At 56.6% G+C, this 23,446-nt stretch carries 23 protein-coding genes, 3 pseudogenes and 1 CRISPR repeat array; of the genes and pseudogenes, 9 read left to right on the plus strand and 17 right to left on the minus strand.

Going from position 1 to position 23,446, the window contains the following annotated elements; all coding sequences use genetic code 11:
• Positions 1-10 precede the first annotated feature (10 nt).
• Complete coding sequence (truA, locus tag HMPREF9162_RS05940) at positions 11-787, minus strand: tRNA pseudouridine(38-40) synthase TruA (protein ID WP_037350372.1); 777 nt, start codon at positions 785-787, stop codon at positions 11-13.
• A 13-nt stretch (positions 788-800) separates the two neighbouring features.
• On the minus strand, positions 801-1,616 hold the full coding sequence (locus HMPREF9162_RS05945) for an energy-coupling factor transporter transmembrane protein EcfT (RefSeq protein WP_009438712.1): 816 nt from the start codon (positions 1,614-1,616) through the stop codon (positions 801-803).
• Between the two features lie 418 nt (positions 1,617-2,034).
• Positions 2,035-2,202: a CRISPR direct-repeat array (repeat unit 33 nt; unit sequence GTTTCAATCCACACGCCGCATGCGCGGCGCGAC).
• Positions 2,203-3,230: 1,028 nt separating this feature from the next.
• Here HMPREF9162_RS05945 and HMPREF9162_RS05950 point away from each other — a divergent pair.
• From HMPREF9162_RS05950 to HMPREF9162_RS05970, 6 genes and pseudogenes are all read left to right on the plus strand, one after another.
• Positions 3,231-5,176 (plus strand): annotated as a pseudogene (locus tag HMPREF9162_RS05950) (peptidase U32 family protein).
• Between the two features lie 18 nt (positions 5,177-5,194).
• Positions 5,195-6,514 carry an aspartate aminotransferase family protein gene (locus HMPREF9162_RS05955; protein ID WP_009438604.1) on the plus strand — a complete coding sequence of 440 codons (1,320 nt, stop codon included), beginning with the start codon at positions 5,195-5,197 and terminating at the stop codon, positions 6,512-6,514.
• A 5-nt stretch (positions 6,515-6,519) separates the two neighbouring features.
• Complete coding sequence (locus HMPREF9162_RS05960) at positions 6,520-7,071, plus strand: phosphoribosyltransferase family protein (protein WP_009438817.1); 552 nt, start codon at positions 6,520-6,522, stop codon at positions 7,069-7,071.
• 14 nt (positions 7,072-7,085) lie between these two features.
• Positions 7,086-7,991, plus strand: a complete 906-nt coding sequence (lgt, locus tag HMPREF9162_RS05965; protein WP_009438662.1) for a prolipoprotein diacylglyceryl transferase — start codon at positions 7,086-7,088, stop codon at positions 7,989-7,991.
• 117 nt (positions 7,992-8,108) lie between these two features.
• Positions 8,109-8,222 (plus strand): annotated as a pseudogene (locus HMPREF9162_RS12870) (type II toxin-antitoxin system HicA family toxin); the annotation flags it as partial.
• Between the two features lie 30 nt (positions 8,223-8,252).
• Positions 8,253-8,669: a type II toxin-antitoxin system HicB family antitoxin gene (locus HMPREF9162_RS05970; protein WP_009438758.1), complete on the plus strand. Its 417-nt coding sequence runs from the start codon at positions 8,253-8,255 to the stop codon at positions 8,667-8,669.
• A 69-nt stretch (positions 8,670-8,738) separates the two neighbouring features.
• On the opposite strand, the gene HMPREF9162_RS05975 is transcribed toward HMPREF9162_RS05970, so the two are convergent.
• Complete coding sequence (locus tag HMPREF9162_RS05975; protein ID WP_256359074.1) at positions 8,739-9,257, minus strand: flagellar hook-basal body complex protein; 519 nt, start codon at positions 9,255-9,257, stop codon at positions 8,739-8,741.
• 31 nt (positions 9,258-9,288) lie between these two features.
• Here HMPREF9162_RS05975 and HMPREF9162_RS05980 point away from each other — a divergent pair.
• Positions 9,289-10,531: pseudogene (locus HMPREF9162_RS05980) on the plus strand (IS256 family transposase).
• Positions 10,532-10,573: 42 nt separating this feature from the next.
• Here the strand turns inward: HMPREF9162_RS05980 and HMPREF9162_RS12750 are convergent.
• The 3 genes from HMPREF9162_RS12750 to HMPREF9162_RS05990 form a co-directional block, all read right to left on the minus strand.
• Positions 10,574-10,918 (minus strand): hypothetical protein, encoded by a 345-nt coding sequence (locus tag HMPREF9162_RS12750; RefSeq protein WP_009438864.1) that lies wholly within the window; start codon positions 10,916-10,918, stop codon positions 10,574-10,576.
• Positions 10,891-11,715, minus strand: coding sequence for a flagellar hook-basal body complex protein (locus HMPREF9162_RS05985; protein ID WP_009438698.1), 825 nt, complete (start codon positions 11,713-11,715; stop codon positions 10,891-10,893). The genes HMPREF9162_RS12750 and HMPREF9162_RS05985 overlap by 28 nt, the downstream gene beginning before the upstream one ends.
• Before the next feature lie 75 nt (positions 11,716-11,790).
• The gene (locus HMPREF9162_RS05990; protein WP_009438784.1) at positions 11,791-12,174 is read right to left on the minus strand and encodes a TIGR02530 family flagellar biosynthesis protein; all 384 of its coding nucleotides are present in this window, start codon (positions 12,172-12,174) and stop codon (positions 11,791-11,793) included.
• Between the two features lie 189 nt (positions 12,175-12,363).
• On the opposite strand from HMPREF9162_RS05990, the gene HMPREF9162_RS05995 reads away from it, so the two are divergent.
• Entirely contained in the window at positions 12,364-12,561 is a 198-nt protein-coding gene (locus HMPREF9162_RS05995; RefSeq protein WP_009438926.1) for a CopG family transcriptional regulator, read from the plus strand.
• Positions 12,562-12,675: 114 nt separating this feature from the next.
• On the opposite strand, the gene HMPREF9162_RS06000 is transcribed toward HMPREF9162_RS05995, so the two are convergent.
• From HMPREF9162_RS06000 to HMPREF9162_RS12600, 6 genes are read right to left on the minus strand one after another with little or no spacing between them, the layout of a single operon-like run.
• Complete coding sequence (locus HMPREF9162_RS06000) at positions 12,676-13,293, minus strand: ABC transporter ATP-binding protein (RefSeq protein WP_009438661.1); 618 nt, start codon at positions 13,291-13,293, stop codon at positions 12,676-12,678.
• Positions 13,294-14,115 carry an ATP-binding cassette domain-containing protein gene (locus HMPREF9162_RS06005; RefSeq protein WP_009438667.1) on the minus strand — a complete coding sequence of 274 codons (822 nt, stop codon included), beginning with the start codon at positions 14,113-14,115 and terminating at the stop codon, positions 13,294-13,296.
• Between the two features lie 12 nt (positions 14,116-14,127).
• Positions 14,128-14,979, minus strand: a complete 852-nt coding sequence (locus HMPREF9162_RS06010) for an ABC transporter permease (RefSeq protein WP_009438757.1) — start codon at positions 14,977-14,979, stop codon at positions 14,128-14,130.
• Positions 14,976-15,962: an ABC transporter permease gene (locus HMPREF9162_RS06015; protein ID WP_009438608.1), complete on the minus strand. Its 987-nt coding sequence runs from the start codon at positions 15,960-15,962 to the stop codon at positions 14,976-14,978. Before HMPREF9162_RS06015 ends, HMPREF9162_RS06010 begins: the two co-directional genes overlap by 4 nt.
• Positions 15,963-15,966: 4 nt before the next feature.
• Entirely contained in the window at positions 15,967-17,547 is a 1,581-nt protein-coding gene (locus HMPREF9162_RS06020; protein ID WP_037350311.1) for an ABC transporter substrate-binding protein, read from the minus strand.
• Positions 17,465-17,713 carry a hypothetical protein gene (locus tag HMPREF9162_RS12600; protein WP_217490389.1) on the minus strand — a complete coding sequence of 83 codons (249 nt, stop codon included), beginning with the start codon at positions 17,711-17,713 and terminating at the stop codon, positions 17,465-17,467. Before HMPREF9162_RS12600 ends, HMPREF9162_RS06020 begins: the two co-directional genes overlap by 83 nt.
• 135 nt (positions 17,714-17,848) lie before the next feature.
• Here HMPREF9162_RS12600 and HMPREF9162_RS06025 point away from each other — a divergent pair, with 135 nt between their 5' ends.
• On the plus strand, positions 17,849-18,547 hold the full coding sequence (locus HMPREF9162_RS06025; protein ID WP_009438797.1) for a Crp/Fnr family transcriptional regulator: 699 nt from the start codon (positions 17,849-17,851) through the stop codon (positions 18,545-18,547).
• Between the two features lie 375 nt (positions 18,548-18,922).
• Here HMPREF9162_RS06025 and bioB read toward each other — a convergent pair whose 3' ends face one another.
• The 5 genes from bioB to HMPREF9162_RS12755 all read right to left on the minus strand — a co-directional run bounded on the left by bioB (position 18,923) and on the right by HMPREF9162_RS12755 (position 23,445).
• Positions 18,923-19,933, minus strand: a complete 1,011-nt coding sequence (gene bioB, locus HMPREF9162_RS06030; protein ID WP_009438930.1) for a biotin synthase BioB — start codon at positions 19,931-19,933, stop codon at positions 18,923-18,925.
• 98 nt (positions 19,934-20,031) lie between these two features.
• Positions 20,032-20,862, minus strand: a complete 831-nt coding sequence (locus HMPREF9162_RS06035) for a bifunctional 2-polyprenyl-6-hydroxyphenol methylase/3-demethylubiquinol 3-O-methyltransferase UbiG (RefSeq protein WP_009438622.1) — start codon at positions 20,860-20,862, stop codon at positions 20,032-20,034.
• Complete coding sequence (locus HMPREF9162_RS06040) at positions 20,859-22,310, minus strand: glycosyltransferase family 41 (protein ID WP_009438881.1); 1,452 nt, start codon at positions 22,308-22,310, stop codon at positions 20,859-20,861. The genes HMPREF9162_RS06035 and HMPREF9162_RS06040 overlap by 4 nt, the downstream gene beginning before the upstream one ends.
• Entirely contained in the window at positions 22,307-23,137 is an 831-nt protein-coding gene (locus HMPREF9162_RS06045) for a metallophosphoesterase (protein ID WP_009438841.1), read from the minus strand. Before HMPREF9162_RS06045 ends, HMPREF9162_RS06040 begins: the two co-directional genes overlap by 4 nt.
• Positions 23,104-23,445, minus strand: a complete 342-nt coding sequence (locus HMPREF9162_RS12755) for a hypothetical protein (protein ID WP_009438740.1) — start codon at positions 23,443-23,445, stop codon at positions 23,104-23,106. Before HMPREF9162_RS12755 ends, HMPREF9162_RS06045 begins: the two co-directional genes overlap by 34 nt.
• Position 23,446 lies beyond the last annotated feature (1 nt).

A 23,446-nucleotide genomic window follows, 5' to 3' on the forward strand; every position in this document is an offset into this window, starting at 1 on the left:
TCCGCCCCTTTCAGTCCGGCACATCCGTGCGCCCCGCATAGTCTACATGGAGCAGATAAAGCCCGCAGGCGGGCGCTGTTGGGCTTGCCAAACGCCGATCGTGCGCTGCAAAAATCTCGGTGAAACGGTCCGTAGAAATACGCCCCAGCCCCACATGAACGACCGTGCTCATGATATTGCGCACCATATGGTAGAGGAACCCGTTTCCGTGCATATAGCAGGAAAGCTGCCCGCCCTCCTCCTCATCGAGACGGATCTCGTCCAGCGTGCGCACAGGCGACATCGGCGCGCCCCCAGCTGCACGAAACGAACTATAGTCGTGTGTGCCGACAAGCAGCCTGAGCACCGTGCGCATCGCCGCCACATCAAGGGGACGAAAGATCTGCCACGCATAATTGCGCGTAAACGGGTTCGGAACCGTACACCGCTCGATACGGTAAAGATACGCCTTGCCCGTCGAAGAGTGACGCGCACTAAAATCCCGTTCCGCCTCCCACGCTGCCATCACCGCAATATCGGGCGGCAGGAGCCCGTTCACCGCACGCGGCAGCTGCGCAACCGGAATCCGCCCGTCCGTGAAGAAATTAACCACCTGCCCATAGGCGTGTACGCCCGTATCCGTACGCCCCGCCGCCGCAAGCTCCACCGATTCCCCGCAGACCTCCGCAAGCACCTTTTCCAGCACATTTTGTACCGCAACAACAGGCAGTGATTGTCGCTGAAACCCATGGTAACGCGTACCGTCATAGGAAAGGCGCAGTGCGATATTACGCGCACGTGCCTTCATTATCTCCATATGCTCAGGGCGCAAGATACGAGCCTCCAAGACTCACGGCACAAACACCCGCCGCCCCAGTCAAAAAGATCGCAACCGCCGCGTAGTCGAGCCGCCCTATGCGCATCTCCTTCATCCGCGTACGCCCCTCGCCACCCTGATAGCACCGTGCCTCCATCGCAAGTGCCAGCTCGTCCGCCCGGCGAAACGCCGAGAGGAATAGCGGCACGAGAATGGGCACAATCGCGCGCATTCGCCGCAGAATATTCCCCTGTTCGAAGTCCATCCCCCGCGCTTTCTGCGCCTTCATAATGCGATCCATCTCCTCAAGAAGCGTCGGCACAAAGCGCAGCGCGATCGTCATCATCATCGAAAGCTCATGCACCGGCACACCTACACGCCGCAGCGGCGACATCAGCGCCTCCAGCCCATCTGTCAGACGCAGCGGACTCGTCGTCAGCGTGAGCAGCGTGCTCAGCAAAATGAGAAGGATCAGGCGCAATCCGATATAGCCGCCGCGTGCAAGCCCCTCCCACGTCGCCGTCAACACACCAAGCCGAAACGCTTCCTCCCCCGGCGTCATAAAGAGATGAACAAAGAATGTAAAGACAACAATCCACAGAATCGGACGAACCGAGCGCAGCTGCATCATCAGAGGCACACGAGACATCACCATCAGAACACCAACTGCGACGGAGAGGACGGCAAATCCCGCCGGATTTTCCACAAAGAAAATAAGCAACAAGAACCCGATCAGTAAGAGGATTTTTACACGCGCATCCATGCGGTGCAGGAACGAATCCCCCGGTAAATATCTGCCGATTTGAATATCGTGAAGCAAATCTTACCACACTCCGGTTCTTGTTGCCTATAATAATGTCGTTTCTATAATATCGTTTGAATCCACACTGTTGTTAGGGCGACACGATACACTCTCACTCTTGGTCTCAACGGATCGGCAATGTTTCAATCCACGCGATTCAACACAAGTTGTAACGTCGCCGCCTCAAAAAACAAGCGCCCTCATCTTGGATATGACGATAGTATATCATACATAACGCAAAGGTACAAGTGTTTCAATTGCTATTCCCATAAAATTTTCAAAATCAATTGAAAAGTTCTCATGAATTTTAATCTGCGTGACTGTGTCAAGTGAAGCAAGATTTTGTAGGCAAATCGTAGACAAATCTACAAGTGCCAATCCACGCACTCGTCGGCGCGCGACCGTGCGAAGCAAATAACGCCCCAACCTGCAGATGGTTTCAATCCACACGCCGCATGCGCGGCGCGACTGGCGGTGATCTCTTTGTATTCCGCCGTCTCCTCGTTTCAATCCACACGCCGCATGCGCGGCGCGACTTTCTTTACTCCCTCGGCATGATATAATCACCGTGTTTCAATCCACACGCCGCATGCGCGGCGCGACGCAAAAGGTTCCATGGAAGGTTTCTTTTGCCACATATTCGTGGGTATTACTTGCCACAAATATGTTTTTTCTCACCGTTTTGTCCCACAGCCCTCCTTTGATACGGTATTCCTATTATATTTATTACGGTATTTTCTGTTCACTCCACTTTCGCACACATAAAGAGTTACTCTAATAAAACCTATAGCAGTTTTTCCCAACGCTTCATCTGCCAAACTACTAGAAAGAGATTCCCTGTATATCGGCATACCTCCTCACCCGCCCGCAGAGGATGCGCTCTACTGGAGGGCTCGGTCGCTCGGCGCACATTATATCTGTCCCTCAGTTTAAGTATACCCTCTAGCGCATAATCTACGCCGTCTTTTTATGCCCGGTGACACCCCGATGCGCTTTTCCGGTCGATAAGACATCAGTTTTATTGTTGTGTTCGATCCAAATAAAGTCGACGCATCTCTATTGTCCCCTTAAGACGCGCCGATGAGTCGTTGTTTTCAAACATTGTTCGTAACACCTCTTTGAGTTTCCATACAGCTTCTAGCTTCTTCGCTAAATCCGGTCTTTTCGGCAAGTCGTGCATTGATGCTCCCCTGCACTTTTGTATCCCCCAAAATCGACACGGTATTTCATGCCCATGGAATCCGCACTTTTTATCTCTTCCTCATTTTTCTATGATACCATCTCCTTAAGTTTTTCATACGTTATCACTCCGAAATCAATTATTGTAATTATTGACATCGCCTTATAGAAATATCCCATGCCTTATCGCTCCGGTTTCAATCCACGCCTCTCGTTCGAGATGCGACATCCACCCCGCATGCTTATGCGAAGCAGCGGCTCGTCTTTTCCACAAAAAAGACGACGCCCTACGCGTATTCTAGCATAGGTCAGAGACCAATGCAATTTATCTTTGTCCGCATGGCGCCCATCATTTGAAAGAAAGTACTTTTCCTGCTATAATCATCATAACATGGGAGAATAGCCCCCCTTTGACAGGAGCGCGTTCTCCGATCAGAAGGAGTAATTTTCACGATGCTGTTACACCGTAAATCCGTCGAACTGCTTGCCCCCGCCGGCACATGGGACGCCATGACCGCGGGCATCGAAGCGGGCGCGGATGCCGTCTATCTCGGCGGCAAACATTTCAATATGCGGCTCCACGAGGGCGATTTCAATTTTGACGACGAGCGGCTGAAAGCCGCGGTCGAATACGCGCACGCGCACAACGTCGAGCTCTATGTCACGCTCAACAATCTCATCAGCAACGAGGAACTGCCCGCGCTGCGCGATTACCTCGCGTATCTCGACGAGATCCGCCCCGACGCGATCCTCGTACAGGACTTTGCCGTGCTCCAGCTCGTGCATGAAATGGGCGTCAGCGTCCCGCTGCACACGTCCGTCATGATGAATACGCACAACGAGCACGCGATTGAAAAGCTCAAGGAATACGGCATCACACGCATCGTCGTCGGCCGCGAGATGACGCTCTCCGAGCTCGCGCTCTTCCGCGAACGCACGGGCATCGAGGTCGAATACTTCATGCACGGCGACATGTGCATCTCCGAGAGCGGTCAATGCATTCACTCGGGCGTCCTCTTCGGGCAGAGCGGCAACCGCGGCCGCTGCATGAAAATCTGCCGCTGGCCGTTCGCTCTCATCGACGAGGAGACGGGCGCGGTGCTTGACGAAAGCAGCCCCGGACCTTACAAGCTCGCACTCAAGGACATGTGCATGTACCGCTCCATCCCCGCGCTGATACAGGCGGGCGTCTATTCGTTCAAAATTGAGGGACGGATGCGCTCGCCCGAATTTATCGGGCGGCTTGTCTCGACCTATCGCCGCGCCATCGACGCGTATATCGCCGATCCGAACGGATACACGACGGACGAAGAGGGCTGGCGCACGCTCTACGACAACCGCGTGCGCGACTATACGACGACGTTCGCCTTTGGTCAGCCGACCGCCGTCGACATCGGCATGACGGGCGAGCGCGAACCGCGGTTTTCAGTAAGGCGGTCGAGGAGGCGGGATTCGACGACGACGTACTCCGCGCAGAGGAGCCCATCCGTGCGCGCCAACCGTCGGAGCATCGACTCAGCGTGCGCGTCGGCACACCCGCGGCGGCGCGCGCGGCGATCGACGCCGGCGCCGATACGGTCTACGTCGGCGGCGAAGCGCTCCGCCCGAACCGCCCGTGGAAACTCCGCGACTACGCGGAGATCGCGGACTACGCGGGAGGAAAGACACGCGTCGTCGCCCTCACGCCGCGCACGACGATGCGGCGCGAATGCGGCGAGATCGAACAGTTTTTCACCGCGCTCCGAGATATTCCCGTGGACGGCATCATGGTCGGCAACCTCGGCACGTTGAAGCTCGCCAAGACGCTCACAACGCTCCCCGTGCAGGCGGATCACTCGTTCAACATCTTCAACCATCTCGCCGTCTCGTTTCTGCGGGAAAACGGTCTCACGATGGCGACAGCCTCCTACGAGCTCTCCTTCCGCCAACTGCGCGACATCGCAGAGAACGCCGTGCTCCCCATCGAGGCGGTCGTGCACGGTTCGTACGAGTCGATGATCTGCGACTACAATTTCCCCGCGATGTCCCTGCCCGCCTACAGCGAGCTCTCGCAGCCCGAGGTCATGGATCGGCACTACGCCTTCCGCAACGAGGCGGGCGGCGTGCATTCCATCCGCATCGACCAGTACGGGCGCAATCACATTTACTTTGCAAACGATCTCTGTCTCTATTCCTACCTTGAGAAATTCACGGGGCTCGGCGCACTGCGCATCGAAGCGCAGGACTATAGTGCCGCGCTCACGGGCGAGATCGTCCGCATCTACCGCGCCGCGCTCGACCGCCTTGCCGCAGGTGCGGACGGATACGAGGAAGCGGATTTTCAAAGGCTCAAAGAGCTCTCCCCGCGCCCGCTCGGCATCGGCACCTACCGGTTCCGGCAGAGCAGAAATTCCATCTAATTCGAAAAAAGGAGCGATATGGGAACAACCTCCCGCGGCGAAACGCAATACATCGGCGCCGCCGCCATCCTCGAAAAAAAGAAGAAATACATCATGCCCTGTCTCGGGCATTTTTACAGTGAGCCGCGCCAGATCGTGCGCGGCAAGATGCAGTACCTCTACGACAGCGAGGGACGGCGCTATCTCGACTGTTTCGCCGGCGTCTCCGTCATCAACTGCGGGCACTGCAATCCCGAGATCACCGCCGCCGTCACCGCGCAGGCGGAGACTCTCCAGCACGTCTGCAACATCTACCTCACGGAGAACTTCGTCAACCTCGCCGAGCAGCTCGCGCGCATCACCCCCGGCGATCTGCAAAAGAGCTTCTTCTGCTCCACCGGCACCGAGGCGAACGAGGGCGCGGCGCTCCTCGCGCAGATCTACACGGGCAGCAGCGAGTTCCTCGCCCTGCGCGGCGGACTGCACGGGCGGACGAAGCTCACAATGAGCCTCACGGGCATCTCCATGTGGCGCACCGACCCGAATCCCGTCGGCGGCATCAACTTCGTGCCGAATCCGTACTGCTACCGCTGTCCGCACCGAAAATCGGCGGAAGCCTGCGGGCTCGACTGCGCGAACGCCCTTGAGGACACCATCAAGAACGTAACGTCCGGGCATCCCGCCGCATTCATCGCCGAGAGCATCCAGGGCAACGCGGGCATCATCGTCCCGCCCAAGGGTTATTTCAAGCGCGTGAAGGAAATCCTCGAACACTACGGCGCGCTCTTCATCGCCGACGAGGTGCAAACGGGCTTTGCGCGGACGGGCAAGATGTTCGCCATCGAGCATTTCGGCGTCGTCCCGGACATCATGACCATGGCAAAGGCGCTCGGCAACGGCGCGCCCATCAGCGCGTTCATCGCATCGGCGAAAATCGCCGACACCTATACGAAGCCCGGCGCGTCGACCCTCGGTGGCAATCCCGTCTCCACCACGGCGGGGCTTGGCGTCATCCGGTACATCGAGGAACACGACCTCATGGGCAATGCCGATGCGCGCGGCAAACAGCTCCGCAAGGGGCTAAAGGAGATTCAGCGCCGCCACCCCATCATCGGCGACGTCCGCGGTCTCGGACTCATGGTCGGCGCCGAGTTCGTCCACGCGGACAAGGAGAAATCCCCCGCCGCCGCAGAGCTAGACGCCGTACTCGAATCGCTCAAAGGCCGCGGCTTCATCGTCGGCAAGAACGGCGTCCGGCGCAACGTCATGGCATTCCAGCCGCCGCTCGTCATCACGGAGGAGAACGTGAACGACGTACTGAACGCACTCGAACTCACACTCACTGAGAAAGGATTCTAAGGGAAATGGCAAAAAGATTCTACGATCTGACCGTCGCAGGGTGCACGCGCACCCTCCCCATCATCAACCTCAACGAAACGCTCGCCATCGCGGGCTTCGTCATGCTCGGCGACGTCGAGCTGTGCGAATGCTGCGCGCGCGACCTCGCGAAAAAGATTCCGCAGGAGACCGACATCATCATGACCGCCGAGACCAAGGGCATCCCCCTCGCCGCCGCACTTGCACGGCAGATCGATATGCCCTACTACGTCACAGCGCGCAAATCCGTCAAGGCATATATGGAAGATCCCATCTGGGTCGAGGACGAGTCCATCACCACCATGGGCAAACAGCGGCTCTATCTCATGAACACAGACATTGAACGCATCGAGGGCAGGAACGTGCTCCTCCTCGACGACGTCATCAGCACGGGCGGCTCCATGACCGCCCTGCGCAGTCTCGCCGAGAAGGCGGGCGGTCATGTCATCGGACAAGCCGCCGTCCTCGCCGAGGGCAACGCCGTGAAGCGGGAGGACATCATCTTCCTCGCCGAACTGCCGCTCTTTGCGGCGGAGTAAAGGAGCGCCGTTCCTTGCATCAGTATCTTTTCTACATCGGAGACTTCCCCATCCGCGCCTACGGCGTCGTCATCTCTCTCTCCATCCTGCTCGCGACGGGCGTCGGCTACTTCCTCGCAAAGGCGGACGGCAGAGGATATGAAAAGCACGTCGCCGACATCGGCATCTACTGCGGCATCGCAGGACTCCTCGGCGCGCGCCTTTGGGACGTGTTCTTCTTTGACTGGGACTACTACCGGCATCACCTCACCGAGCTGCTGAACGTCTGGCAGGGCGGCATGGCGATCCAGGGCGGCGTGTTCCTCGGCGTCGTGGTCGGCATCCTCTACTGCCGCCGGCACCGCCTTGACACCCTGCATTTCATGGACGTCCTCGCCCCCGCCATCGTCTTTGGGCAGGCGCTCGGACGCTGTGCGAACCTCCTCAACGGCGACGCGTTCGGCGCGCCCACGGGCGGTAGCTTCGGTATCCTCTACCCGGAGAGCACACTCGCCTACCATACCTACGGCGCACAGGCGCTCTGGCCCGCAGAGGTATGGGAGGGCCAGCTCGACATCGTTATCTTTGCCCTCCTCCTTGCGTTCCGTGCCTACGGACACGCGCGCGGACAGTGCTTCGCCCTCTACGTCATGCTGTACAGCGGCGTGCGGTTCCTCCTCGAGTATTTCCGCGGGGACTACACGGAGAAATACCTCGGACTCTTCACGAGTGCCCAGACGGGAGCCCTTGCGTTCGGACTCCTCGCCCTCGCGGCGTTCATATGGCTCGGTTTTCGAAAAGGAACGGCGCCCGTGCCCGTCGAACCGCACGCCCCCGAAGAACGGCGAAAAAAGGGAAGCATCGGAAATGATACAAAGAGGTCTATCTATATAGGGCATATATCATTTTCATACAGATGGGCAGTCCTACTTTTCTCTTGAAAAACTGCGCATTATGTGTATAATCTAACTAAAAGGGGCTGAAAGATGCGTTATATAGAACTCGACCGTATTTTGAAACGACACGGTTGGCATGTGGTATGAACCAAAGGCTCTCATAACCAATATCAATGCGATGCAAGTGCTAAGACTTTAACCGTACCAAACCATCCGGGAGACATTCCTTTGTTCATTGTAAAGAATATCTTGAAAGCTGCCGGCACTCATCTCTGAGATCAATATTCCCAAAAAGGAGGTATTTTTATGCAGCTCGTTTACCCTGCAGTCTTTTATCCCGATCCGGATTCTACCGCATATTGTGTGACCGTCCCCGATCTTCCAGGCTGTGTGACGGGTGGAAATTCGCTTGCCGAAGCGATTGCCATGGGGGAAGATGCGGCTTCCGGATGGATTCTAGGCGAGATTGAGGACGGAAAAGAAGCGCCCCCTGCGAGCAATTTCAGCGATATTCGTCCCGATCCCGATATTGGAGAGGGGTTCGTCAGCCTCCTCTCTCTCGATATGGATGCATACGCCGCGAAGTATGGGAAAAAATCCGTACGCAAGAATCTCACGATTCCCGCGTGGCTCGATACGTTCGCCGCACAGAAAAAACTCAACATCTCAAAAGTCCTGCAGGATGCGCTCACCGAACTCTATCAAAAAGAAGCCGCCGTATAACACGACAAAACGGGGCGATTGCACTTTGATTCGTGCAATCGCCCCGTTTTCGTTTACCGAAATATTATGTTACCGCTTCATGTTAATCAGCGTCTCGAGCATCTCGTCGGAGACGGTAATGATCTTCGAGTTCGACTGGAATCCGCGCTGTGTGATGATCATGTCGGAGAACTGATCGGAGATGTCGACGTTCGACATCTCGAGCGAGGACGGCGTAATTTTTGCGCCGGCAGTCTCAACAGTCTGAGGCTGAACGGTTTTCACGTTGGAATTGTTCGATTCCTGATAAAGATTTCCGCCAAGCTTTGTAAGTCCTGAAGGATTTGGGAATTTGGCAACGGCTACCTGAGCCTCTGCTCTTCGAACGCCATTGGTATAGGTGCCCGTAATCACGCCGGATGTATCAATAGATACAGACGCCAACGTACCGTCGGTATAGCCGTCCGCAGCCGCTTTGATTGTATCATGCCCCGCATACTGGGTGAGCGGTGATTCGGAGTCGGCGAACTGAAGTGAAATTGTGTTGTTTTGGAGTGTGTGAAAGAAATTCTGTAAAAACTTCCGACTCGAAGGAATAAGGACTTCTATGGTAAAATCAAATCATGGGAGGTCTTTGTTTATGGCAAAACAACAAAAAGAAGTTCACAAAGTCAAAATGACCGATGGGAAAAGAGCGATCATTCAGCAACTCTTTCAAGAGTATGACATTGAGAGCACATCCGACATCCAAGACGCACTAAAAGACCTGCTGGGCGGAACCATCAAGGAAATGATGGAGGCAGAAATGGACAGCCATTTAGGCTACGAAAAATCCCAACGCTCCGCCAATGAGAACGCTCGCAATGGGTACAAATCCAAGACATTAAACAGCAGCTATGGGAGCGTTCGGATTGAAGTCCCCCAAGACCGACAGTCTTCTTTTGAACCACAGGTGGTAAAAAAGCGGCAGAAGGATATCTCTGCGATTGATCAGAAAATCATATCCATGTATGCCAAGGGAATGACTACGAGACAGATTTCCGAAACGATCAATGACATCTACGGTTTTGAGGCATCGGAAGGATTTGTATCCGACGTAACCGATAAGATTCTGCCCCACATTGAGGAATGGCAGAACCGCTGCCTTGTCAGCGTTTACCCGATCGTTTTCATTGATGCCATCCATTTTTCCGTGCGTCAGGACAGCATCGTAAGCAAACTTGCGGCCTACGTCGTTGTAGGGATTAACGATGCCGGGCGAAAAGAAGTCTTAACCATTGAAATTGGAGAAAATGAGAGCAGCAAATATTGGCTTGGCATTCTTAACAGCCTAAAAAATCGGGGGGGTTCAAGATGTTCTTATCCTTTGCTCTGACGGGCTCAGCGGGCTCAAGGAAGCGGTAGAGGCGGCCTTTCCGGAAACGGAGCATCAGCGCTGCATCGTACACATGGTACGCAATACCCTGAAATATGTGGCGCATAAGGACATGAAATTCTTTGCCAAGGATCTTCGCAGCATATACACGGCTCCTGATGAAAAGACCGCCCTCAAAAGACTAGAAGAGGCAGATAAAAAATGGAGTTCCCATTATCCAGCGGCCATGCGGAGATGGTATGATCATTGGGACGTCATAACACCGATATTCAAGTTCTCTATGGGTGTTCGCACCGCATTTTATACCACGAATATCATAGAGAGTCTTAATGCATCATACCGCAGATTAAATCGACAACGGAGCGTATTTCCTAGTGCACAAGCGTTATTAAAGGTTCTTTATTTGACGACGTTTGAAGCCACTAAGAAATGGACGATGCCGATAAAGAACTGGGGTAAAATCCGAGGCGAACTGGCCATTATGTATCCGAACAGATTGCCTGATTAACACTTGCACACATCATAGAAGATCCGATTTACAGACTTTTCTTCACAGACTCTTGTTTTGCCTTGCTCCATTGGGCTTTGTATGCTCTGCTTTCAAGGTTGCAACTTCCGAACTGTTCGCCGTTGTGGACGGCGGTACAACAGGTGTTGTCACATGACTTTTCGGATCCGATTGCACTGTCTGTGTATCCCCGAGCACGCCTGCACGCAGTGCCCCGTCTTCGTCAAACGCAAGCGTTGTTGCCGCTATTGTGTGCTTCGTCTTTGAACCGTCTGTGTTGGTCACCTCAGGATTCCCCGGTCTCACAATCCATGTGCTGGCACGCTTCGTAACGGCGTTCCCGTCCTTATCCGTATAGGTTACCGTCGTGGTAATGGCTTTTTCCATAAAGACGACGCTCTCATGTTTTTCCCCAAGGTATCGTAATAAGCAAATGACGTTACCTTCGGCATAGAACGACCAATCGTATATGTGCCGGATGTAACCGTCCGTTTCGTCCCGTCGCTCAGGCTCAGTGTAACCGGCTGCGCCTCACTTGCAGTGATATACATCCCGTCATTCGCACTTGTACGCACAACCGCGGTTGGCGGAGTCGTTCTTGTATCCGAGAAGGTATACCCTGTAATCATAGGTGTAGTGGAGTCTAGGTTCTCCGAATAGGTCGCCTTCTCCGTAGCCTTCGGCGGCATCATTTTTCCCGTCTCTACGACAATATTTTCCACCGCGCCTTCGGTGGATACTTTGCTGTGCTCCGTGGTCTTATTCACCCAGCCCTGCACATGGAGTCCGGAACCCGGCAAGACATAATTCCCCTTCGCGTCAAACTCAAAGGCACCGTTACGCGTGTAATAGGTCTGCTCTCCACGTTTCACAATAAACGTCGAATTACCACCGGAAAGAGCGAGATCCGTATTCTTTCCCGTTCCCTGCACAGATCCATCGGTAAAGATGGTATCTATACTGCCCACACTCACGCCAAGACCAATCTGTTTGGGGTTCGTCCCGCCAATGGTCGTCCCCGGGGCTGCTGCCCCCGACAAGGTTTGCGACAGCATATCCTCAAACGTCACACGCCCGGCCTTAAAGCCCGTCGTGTTGACGTTCGCGATGTTGTTGCCGATGACATCCATTCGTGTCTGATGGGATTTCAGCCCCGAGACACCCGAAAACATAGAACGCATCATAATGAATCAACCTTCCTTTTCTGCAGCACGCTGCTTCACTCGTTCAGCAGCCAAGAGCTCCCCCGAAGGTCCGGCTCAGAGTATTGCCGCACTGTCAATGTTCGTGAAAATATTGTCTTTCGCATGTTCGCCGTCCAGCACGGTAATGACGGTACGCTTTGGCACTGCGAGCACGAACGCGGTATCGTTCATGAGGATGAGCGCCTGCCGTGCCCCCTTCGCCGCCATGCGATCCACCATGCCGTCAAGGCGTTCAAGTTCCTGCGGTGAGAGCACGATCTCGCGCTCCTCAAGCCGTCGCACGGCGTGCCGCGAAAAATTCACGCGCCGCTCCGATGCCGCGAGCACATCGGCAAAACTCGTCCGTACATCCCCACGCTCCTCCGTCTTCCCCCTGAGCTCCTGCGGCATCCCTGCCGATAATGCTCCGAGCGTATGCGGAACAGACATTGTTTTCATTCCTCCACCTCCTATATTTTATAACATAAAATATAACATATTTTTACTTACAATATTTATATCGTAATTTTTGTTTTCTAAATAAGCATATATATGATTTTATATGTTTTCCTAATTTAAAAAATACATATATGTTCTTATCATACTTTGTTGTATGTCGCTTTCGTATGATATAACAGAGGTGATAGTATGACAGGAAAATTGATCATCACAAAAAAGCCCCCGAAGGGTGAGGACGGCTATAAGATTTTTTCCATTCGCATCAAGGAGGAAATCTTCGACGGCATTGAGGATCTGTCTGCGAAAACGGGTCGTACACGCAACGAGCTGATCGGTATTTTATTGGAGTTTGGTTTGAGCAATGCCGAGGTCGGTACGGGGCGCTGACGATATAAAATGCTTTCTTATTCTTCATAAAAATTTCCGCACGCAAAAAACGCCGACGGCAAAGGGTAAAACCTTCGCCGCCGGCGTTTTTCTAACAATCGTATTTTTACAAAATCAATGTTCCGCAGTGTCCTGCAATTCCTCGACACGCACGATCCGCGTACATATCCGCTTCGCAAGATGTTCGTTGTGCGTGATGACAATGAGCGTCATATCGTGCTCTGCCGCCTGCCCTGAGATCACCGACCAGATCTGTGCTTGTGTGATGGGGTCGAGACTCGCCGTGATCTCATCCGCGATGAGGACGCGCGTCGCAGGATTCAGCGCACGCAGGATCGAGAGACGCTGCAGCTGCCCGCCTGAGAGTTCGTGTGGGAAGCGGGAACGCCAATGTTCCTCTGCACCCATGGCGGTGAAGAGTTCGGCGGGAATGTCCCACGCCTCGGAGAGTGTTTTTGCCAGTTTCCAACGCGGATCCATGGCTTTCTCCGGGTGCTGATAGACGAGCTGCACGGGGCAGTAGCCGCTCCGCAGGATTGGATTCCCGCCCAGCGTGATCCTGCCTTCCTGCATCGGCAGATAGCCCGCGAGTAGGAGTGCAAGCGTGCTTTTCCCGTAGCCGCTCGGTCCGAGCAGTGCGACACGCTCGCCGCGTGCGATCTCGAGCGAAACATGGCGCAGAACAGGTGCGGCGCTCCCATATCGATAGGAAACATTCTGTATGGACAGCATTTACGCACCTCCCGCTGCGGCCATCCGCGCCACTTCCTCTGCCGTATAGCAGGCAAATCCATTCTGCGGCAGCGCATGGTACAGCGCCCGCGTATAGGGATGCGCGAGCGCCGTACCGTCTCCGCGAAATGCCGCCGCCGGAACCATATCGACACTGCGGCCTTCGTAAAATACGGCAACCGTATCCGCAACGAGGGCGGCAAGATCAATATCATGCGTGATCAACAGTACACCTTTGCCCGTATCCGCGAGTTCCCGCAGAATCTGCAGTGCCTCGGCGGCGCTCCGGGCATCCATCCCGGGCGTCGGCTCATCGGCAATAATAAGCGCGGCGTCCGTAATCACAGCGGTCGAAAAGAGCACACGCCGCGCCATCCCGCCCGAAAGCTGAAACGGATACAGCGCGGTGACATGCTCCTCCAAATGCAGGCGGCGCAGTGTCGCCTCCATATTCTCCTGCGTCCCATGCAGCCCGCGAATCTGTGTGCCGACGCGCATGAGCGGGTCGAGATAGGTTACGGACTGCGGAATCAGCGCGATCTCCTGCCCGCGCAATACCTTTTGACGCGCGGCATCAAGAGGTGCGCCGCAGTAGCGCATCTCTCCGCTCATCACGGCATTGTAGGGCAGAATCCCGAGCACGGCGTGCGCGAGCAGACTTTTGCCCGAACCGCTCGCCCCGACGACCGCGATGATCTCACCGCGGTGCAGGCGCAGACTGACGTCGCTGACGCCTGACGAGAGCGTGTGTGTCAGCGCGTTCCGATACATGCGGAAGGATACCGAGAGGTGCTCGACCTCTAAAAGAATCTCACCGGTCATACGCATCCCCTCCTACGCCTGCACGCGCTGCGGGTCAATGATCTCGCGCAGTGCGGTACCCAACCGGTCAAACAGCAATACGACAACGAGCAGCAAAAATCCCGGGAAGAACGCGAGCCACCACATGCCGAGGGCAAGGTAACGCATCGATTCCGAGAGGATAATGCCGATCGCGGGCATGTCGAGCGGCAGCCCATAGCCGAGAAAACTCACCGCCGCCTCATGCATGATGGCGTGAGGAAAGAGCAGCACCAGTCCGATGATATACTGCGGCAGAACATGAGGCACGAAATGCCGTCGCGCCACGGTCAGCCACGAGTGCCCGTAATGCCGCGCCGCCATGATGTACGGCTCCGTACGGAGCTGCATGACCTCGGCGCGGATCACGCGCGTGAGCCGCGGCCAGTGTGTCACAACGATCCCGGTGGAAACGCCCGCAACGCCGCCGCCGAGCATGACCGAAATCATCAAAATGAGCAGGATATGCGGAATCCCCATGCAGAGATCCACGAGCCAAAGGACGACCTGATCTACCTTTCCCCCAAAGGCGGCGGACAGCGTGCCGAGCAGCAGCGCAATACACGAGCTGAAGAAGGCCGCGCCGAACCCGATTTGCAGACTGATCGACATCCCTTTGACCGAGCGGGCAAACATATCCCGCCCCATATAGTCCGTGCCAAAGAGGTGCGATATCGACGGCGCGAGATTCTTCTGCCCGTAGTTCACCGCATAGGCGCTCTCCGGCATTGTAACGCCCCAGAGGAACAGCCCCGCGAGAAAGGACGCCGCAATCACGGCAAAAATCAAATACCGTCGGCGCAGGTTCAGCCCTCCTGCCGCAGACAGTGCCAAAGCCTTCATCATGACGTCTCCCTCCCCTCGCGCAGGCGGGGATCGGCGATGCCGTAGAGGATATTCGCAATGAGATTGCCCGCAAAGACAAATATCGCGCTGAAGATCGCGATGCCGAGCAGCAGCGAGAGATCGCCGCGCAGTCCCGCCAGCGTCACCGTGCCGCCAAGCCCGGGATAGGAAAACACCGTCTCCGCAAGGATCGCGCCGCCGAACAGCTCGTTGAACGACGCAAACTGCAAGGTAATCGCAGGCAAGGCGATATTGCGCAGACCATGCCGCCGCACGCGCTGCCACAGGGATTCGCCGCGCGCCTCGGCAAAGAGCATGTAATTCGTGCTCATCACCTCGAGCAGCTTCTCCCGGGTTTGGAGTGTGATCGAGGAGATCCCCGTCACACTGAGCGTAAGCGCAGGGAGAATCAGATGCCGAATCTGATCCGCCAGCGTCACCTCCTCGTGCAGTTTCCCGATGGGAGCCGCGAGCGCGAGCGGAAACCACTGCAGCTGAACGGAAAAAATCATCAAAAAGAGCAGCCCGAGCCAAAAAATCGGCACGGACACGCAGAGCAGAGAAAATCCTTGAATCGCCTTATCGAGCACACTGTCGCGGTACATCCCCGCCAATACACCAAGCACAAAGCCAATGATGCCCGAGAGCGCCCACGCCGTCATCATGAGGAGCAGCGTCAAGCGAAACTTTTCCCCAATGACTTCGAGCACAGGCGCACGGTAGATGAAGGACATGCCGAAGTCCCCGTGCAGGATATGCCCGCCCCACAAAAGGAAGCGGTCGAGCGGCGGGCGGTCAAAGCCCCAATACGCCGCAACCAGCGCGTGCTGCTCCGCCGACGCCGTCTTATTCGCGAAGTACGCGTCGATCGGATCGATCGGCGAGTGCGCCAGCAGGATAAAGCTGACGATGCTCACGGCGATCAACAGTAGTACCAGCCGCAGCGTGCTGCGTCCGAGGAGTCGTGCCATATGCGTCGTCATCCGATTACTTCCACTGCCATTCGTCGATATTGGCGAGGATGCCCATGCCCTGCCCGCGCTCGCCGACATGGAGCGTTCCAATATCGAGATGTTCATTGACGAAATACGGCACCTGCACCGTTGCAATCCAGAGATACGGGAGATCGACCTTCGGCCCGGTCACGCCGTCCCACTGTGCCGCCTTGAACTCGCGCAGCGCCTCCTCGTTTGACGTTGCCGCCATTGCCTTGTCGATGTGCATATCGACCGTGGGATTGTGGTAAACGGCGGGGTTATTGATGACGTTGACGCCGATCTGAGACGAATGAAAGTAGTTATAGAGCGCCTGCGGCGTGTAGTCGCCGAACGCCCATGTCGTTGGGATGTTACGCGCGACCTTGCGTGCCTCCGACCACGGCGTCGACTTCGCGATGATATTGATGCCGAGCTTCTTTGCATCGTCGGCGAGCGCAACCGCCGTGTTGTAGCGCTGCAGATCATTCGCGCGCCCGTTGATGACGAACTCCGCCTTGACGCCGTTCTTCTCGCGGATGCCGTCCCCGTCCGTGTCCTTCCAGCCCGCATCCTCGAGGATCTGCTTTGCCTCATCCACGCGGTTGTCAGGCTCCTGCAGATCGTCGTTCGCCCATGCAAGCGCCTCGGCAAAGTTCATCGTCGGCTTTGCAAATCCGCCGAGCCCGTTATCGATGATCGTCTTGCGGTCGATGCCGATGTTCAGCGCACGGCGGATCGCGGGATCGCTCGTAACATTATTTCCGATGAGCACACCGTTTTCGTCATGCTCCGGTACCTGCGGCAGATTGATGCAGAAGCTGTCGATCGAGTCCATAAGAACAAGTTTCATATTCGGCACGCTCGCCCCTGCGAACTCGGGCGGTGCAAAGATCAGATCGACCTGACCGGACTGCGCCGCCGCGAGCACCGCGTCGTCGCCGAGGTTCAGCACTGTGACCTTTTTCAGCTTCGGCTTCTCCCCATAGTAATACTCGTTCGGCTCCATGATGAGCTGCTGTTCCTTTTGGAACGAGACCACCTTCCACGGACCACTGCCCACGGGCGCCGTTGCATAGCCCTCCTTGTAGGCATGTTTCGGCACGATGCCGAGGCTCGCCGCCGTCTCGAGGAACACTGACCACGGCTTCGTCAGCGTGAACTCCACCTGCGTATTCGACAGCGCACGCGCGGACGCCAGCGCCGTCAGATCCACGGCGCCGCCGGCAGCCTTTGCCGTCTCATAGGTGAATACGACGTCCTCCGCCGTCACCGGCGTCCCGTCCGAGAATTTCGCATCATCGCGCAGCGTAAAGACATACTGCATCCCGTCGGGCGACTGCTTGACCTCCGTCGCGAGCTCCTTCACGAGATTGTTGTCGCGATCGTGCCCCATGAGCGCGCTGTGAAACGGATCGGGTCCCCACAGCCCCCAACCTGCCGTCGGGTCAAAGCCCTCGCCGACCATGTATTTACCGACAGAGATAACGATTTCCCCCTTATCGGCGCGTTCATTCTTCGGCTGCTCGCTTCCTCCGCAGCCGACTGCGAGCAGCATCAGCGCCGCCATCAAACACATACAAAGCTTTTTCATTAATAATCCTTTCTTCAAATCCTATGAATTTTACGTCTTTTCGAATGTCGAAAGTATCTTCCCTCCTTATAACACGACCGACACGGATACAGCTTCGACATTGCTCCGGCTTTTTCAGTCTCATCTTCCATAGTATTTTAACATGTTTTGACAAATCGTCAATCATTGAAAATGAAAATCTATAAATTCGTTGTTCAAATGATTCTGCATGTCGAAAATCGACCGAAACATTTTTGCAGCCCTATTCATCCTATGTTATAATCAATGAAAATATTTCTCCCTCTGTGCAAAGGAGTACATGATGGCGACGAACGACACGAAAAACGCGGCACAGATTCTCGCAAAGACGTCCCTCGCGGAGGGAATGAACGAAGAGGATCTCGATGAGCTGCTCGCCTCCGCCGAGGTGGCGCTGCGCACCTATCCAAAAGGCGCGATGATTTTTCACGACGGAGATATGCCGCACTCGCTCTATATCCTGCTCGAGGGCGAGGTGCATATTCTAAAGGATACCTACTCGGGGCGGCAGATCTTTATCTCGGAGATCGACCGGCCGGGCGATATGTTCGGTGAGGTCTATGAGGTCCTGCGCCGTCCATATGACATGTATGTCCGCGCCGTAACGAAGGTGCGTCTGCTCGAGGTGTCGAGTCATCTATTCACGCTCGATGTCGGCGCAGCACCGCATCGCAGTGCGCTCATCGTCCAGCGCAATCTCATGAAAATCTTTGCAGGCAAGGCGTACGCAATGCACACGAAACTCAAGATTCTCGCGAGCGGCACCCTGCGCGAAAAGATTGTGCGCTACCTCTTCCCCCATGTGGATGCAGAAGGAAACGTAATGCTCACGGTGAGCCGAGAGTTCATCGCGGCGTATCTCGCAGTCAGCCGCCCCTCCCTCTCGCGCGAGTTGAGCACCATGCAGCGCGAAGGCATCATCGAGGCAACGGGACGCAAAATCCGCGTGCTGGATATGGATGTATTCGAATCGTATTTGTGACAACAAAAAAGTGCTTGTACCAACGCATCATTACGTTGATACAAGCGCCTTTTCATTGGTTCGATGCTAGAACACCGCTAGGCACCAAAATCCCGTGTTCAGAGGAAACCTAAGTGACGCGGAAGTTTCGATGCATAGCTAGGCATGAGGAGAATACAAGCGAAGGCGTAGTTAAGAGCTACGTCGAGCGCAGGATTCGACGAATAACGACGCTAGGCGCAAAAATCCCGTACGCAAAGCCGTACAGTAAGTGACGTGCAAGATTTGATGCAGGGCTAGGAATTGAGGAGAATGCGAGGAAGGCGTAGATGCAACCTACGTCGACGAAGCATTCGACGATATGACGCCGCCATGCGCAAATATCGCACGTCACGCCTACCGAGCGCCGCAGGTTCCTGTTAAAGCCCTACAATCCTCATCCTTATTCGTCATGCCGAGTTCACGCAACAGCTCCATGTCCTCTGCAATCGTTGTGCCGGAGGTGGTGAGCATGTTACCGGTGATGGATGCGGATGCGCCCGCCTTGAACGCGGTTGCACCATTCTCGGGGAGGAGCTTGCGTCCCGCACCGAGGCGGACGTTCGCCGTCGGATTAATGAAGCGGAAGATCGCAATCGTGCGCAGGATCTCGTCGCCCGAGAGCGGCTCGAGATGCTCGAGCGCAGTTCCGGGGATCGCCATGAGGGAGTTGAGCGGGATGGACTCGATGCCGAGCTCTTGGAGCGCGAACGCCATCTCGAAGCGGTCGTCCCATGTCTCGCCCATGCCGATAATGCCGCCGGAGCAGACGCAGAGCCCTTCCGCCTGCGCGTCCTTGATCGTACGGATGCGGTCGGCATAGGTGTGCGTCGTGCAGATTTCAGGGAAATAGCGCTCGGAGGTCTCGATGTTGTGATGATAGCTCGTCACGCCGATCTCGCGGAGACGGCGGAGCTGGATGCGCGAGAGGAGTCCGTGCGAGGCGCAGAGATCGATCGTGAGCGTGCGCTTGATCTCTTTGTAGGTATCGATCGCCTGTTCAAATTCTTTGCCGCTGAGCGCACCGCCCGAAGTGACGATGGAGAACCGATTTGCGCCGGCGTCCTGATTCGCCTTTGCGTGCGCGATGATCTCCTCCTGCGGGAGGAAGCTGTAGGTCTCGACACCTGTCTTATGGCACGCCGCCTGTGCGCAGTATTTGCAGTTCTCGCCGCAGCGCCCGCTGCGCCCGTTGACGATGGTGCACAGGTCGATATGGTTGCCGCAGAACTGCCGCTGAAGCCGGTATGCCCCCTCCTTGAGCTCGTCGAGCGGAGCTTCGAGGAACAGCGATCGGTCGGTGTCGCATCCCAGACGATAGCCCGCGATGATCTTTTGGGTAAGTTCTGCGATATATCCTTTGCGCATACAAAAATCCCTGCCTTATCATAAGTAATTTTTATTTTGCTTATTATAAAACAGGAATCGTATTCCGTCAACTAGATATTTAGTTTACTGTTTACTTTTCACATATTTTCGAAGAGTTCCCGCAGCTCCGCATGAACGCGCGCGGTGTGCACGCAGACCTCATTGATGAAATCCGCGAGGTATTCCGGAAAGATCCCCTCGCGTACGCAGAGCGCGTGCAGCGCCGCCTTGCTCTCCTCCGGCGCGAGGCCGTACTCGATGCGATGCAGAAGCCGCGCGAGCTCCCGCCGCGTCTCGGCGCTAAAGAGCAGCTTTAGATTTGCAACCGCCGCCGTACTGCGCTCTGCACGCACGAGCCATGTGCGCGTCGAGAGGTCGTCATTGACATTTGCGAAGCCCTCACGCGCCCATTCCTCCCCCGCCGAGAGATCGTCGTCCCGATCGCCGGGCGTAAAGTGAATCTCCTTATAGAGCGCGTCGTTCAGGAGGCGCACGATCTCGGGCTTGGCATAGAGCCTACGCTCGCCGCGCACGGGGAAATCACCCGCGCGCAGGAGGTCGAGCATGCCGTGGTAGCGCACGTTCGGATAGCTCGTGTAGAGCGTCCCCGTCTCCTTGAGCCTGCGGTTCAGCGCCATGAGGACGTCGTAAGGTTCGTGTGCGAACTCGAGCGCAAACTCCGCGATGATCCGGTCGAACATTTCCTCGGGGAACGGCAGAATTTCTTTTTGCCAGTCCGTCACATGCCAGTGTATCCGAAGCGGCGCGAGCGTTTCATGTGCCGCGACCTCTTCGTAAGGCGTGACGGCATGAATCTCGGCGTTCGGGTAAAGCGCGCGCAGATGCGCGAGCCGCTCCGATCCGTTGATAATGAGGATCGTCAACCGCTCGGGGCTTTCGGTCAGCAGCTCCGCCAAATCCGTTTTCACAATGCAAAGTCTCCGCGTTCTGCCCAGATACGCGCAATCGCTTCCTCGGCGGCACGCAGATATGCCGCCTCGTCCATCAGCGGCGACGTCTCCACCTGCGCACGGAGTGCCGCGCGTCCCGCGCGCACCTCGCCGATGCGTCCCGCGAGATCGACGGCGATCTGCTCATAGGCGCGTTCGTCCGCGCCGATCCACTCCGTATGTCCCGCCGCCGTGAGGATGCTCGCCCCCAACCGCGCGGCATGGGTCTCTCCGCGCAGGGAGACGACGGGAACGCCCATGTAGAGTGCGGTCGCCGTGGATGCGCCGCCCGCATAGGGGAATGTGTCGAGCGCGATGTCGATGTCGCCGTAGTCTGCGAGATAGTCCTGCTTGCCGCGGCGCACGAAGATGCGCTTCATCGACATCTTCATGCCGTCAAGCATCTCGAGAATGGTCGTCACGCGCAGGGGACTGTCCACGGCATCTTGGAGCACGAGACGCGATTTTGGCACCTTTTTGAGGATGCGCTCCCACACCTTCAGAACCGCCTCGTTGATTTTCATAAAGTTTTGCAGGACGCCGAAGGTCACCGGCTCATCTGCTGGGCGCGCGGAGACCTTCGCGGCGCGCATCTCGGCGGTCGGCGTCATGACAAACGCGTGCGGGAGACGCAGCAGCTCCTCGCTGTAAAACTCCTCCGTCCCCGCCGGCGAGAGTACTTCGTCCGTCAGGAAGCCGTCGACAAAGGACACCCCCGTCGTCGCGAACCAGCCGATGCCGGAGATCTGCACGGGCGCAGGGCAGCGTGCGAGCACCATGAGCGTCATGCCGCCCTCGGTATGTCCGCCGAGGTCGACGAGCACGTCGATCTCATCAGTGCGAATGCACTCCGCCTGCTCCTCGATGGAGATGTTCTCAAGAGACGCATAGCGTACGTCGGCGCACAGGGACTCCGTGAACGCATCCGCGCGGTCGCTGAGCGAGTATGCGTAAATATCGTATTTTTCCCTGAGGCCGCGCATCAGCCCCGCGTAAAAGAGCGATGAGGACGAATCGAGGAAATGCGGTGCGATAAAGCCGATGCGCAGACGCTCATGCCGTACGTTCTCACGCGGTGCAAGCGGTTCTTCGTGGCGGTAGAGCGTCGCGTACATGTCGAACTGCGCCTTGAGCTCCTTCGGCGTGAGGTTCGGCACGGCATGGCAGAGGTAGAGGTAGTTGGAGAAGTGCTCGCGCTGACTCCGCAGAAATTTATCCTCCGTCGCCGCTTCAAAATACGAGGCGAGCGCGCCCTCCGTATCGGCGAGCGCGCCGCAGCACGCGCCCATCATCTCGGAGAAGCGCCACTGTTCCTCGTCCGGGATCTCGTTGTTGCGGCGCATGTGCAGGATCGCTTCAATCGCCTCATAGATGTATCCCGTGTGAATATCCTCGCGAATCGCGCTGTAGTCCTCCATCCAACTCATTGCTCTTTTTTCCTTTCCAGTCTAAAAAATGCGATTTCAGGCGGGCATCCGATGCGCAGAGGAAACCAGCTTCCGTTGCCCACGTGCACGTAGCCGTAGTTGTCGCCGATGCGCACCATGCCGCGCGTGTATTTGAATACGGGGAACAGCGGAAGCCCGAGGAAGCCGAACTGGCTCCCATGGGTATGCCCCGTGAGCGTCAGCGGTACATTGCCGCGTGCCGCCGCGTCGTCGATGAACTCCGGGTGATGCGCGAGCAGGACGGTCACGGCATCCGGCGGGACATCCGCCATCGCCGCATCGAAAAACGCCGCCTTCTGCGCCGCAAATCCGTCACCGTGCGCAAAGGGATAATCGACGCCTGCGATATAGATGCCGCGCCCCGGCACCTCAGCCGCACCGTTCAGCACGACCCGCACACGCCCCGCGCGCGCCATCGCGTCTACGATGCGCCGCCCGTCGTGATAGTATTCGTGGTTGCCGATGCAGTACCAAATGCCGTTCGAATAATCTCTGACATGTGCGGCAAGCGTCTCTGCCGCCGCCTCATTTTGACGCTCATCGTCGAAGAGATCACCCGTCACGGCGAGGAGATCCGCGCCGCGCGCGGCGACCTCCCCGAGCAGCTGCTCAAAATCCTCCACGGAAAAATAGGGTCCCAGATGCATGTCGCTGATCTGCGCGACGACCATGCCCTCCGCCTCGTGCGGAAGGCGCGCGATGGGAATCGTATAGTCGTTTTGTACCGTATGCAGACGTTCGAAGAACGCGCCATATCCGCTGAGCAGCAGCCCTACCGCAGGATAGGCGGCAGCACCCGTGAGCATCCGCCGCCGTGCGGGATCATACGGCGCAGCGAGCAGTCTGCGTCGCAGATACCGCAGTGTGACGCCCGCGACGACCGCCGCAAGCGTAATCCACTGCGCCGTAAAGAGCAGAATGATGAGAAACGCGACCGCCGCGCCCCACCGTGCATGAATGCATTGCGAATGAAGAGGATCAGACTGCCGATACCGAGGATGTCAAACGCCGAGACGCCGAGACGCGCAAAGAACAGCCGCCGCCCCGCGGCGAGATAGCGCAGGAAATACAGCGACGCGCCGAGGATCAGGCCGACCGCTCCGATGAGGATCAAA

Origin of the sequence: Selenomonas sp. oral taxon 137 str. F0430 (assembly GCF_000183625.1) — a bacterium.
In the GTDB taxonomy this organism is placed as follows: Bacteria; Bacillota; Negativicutes; order Selenomonadales; family Selenomonadaceae; genus Centipeda; species Centipeda artemidis.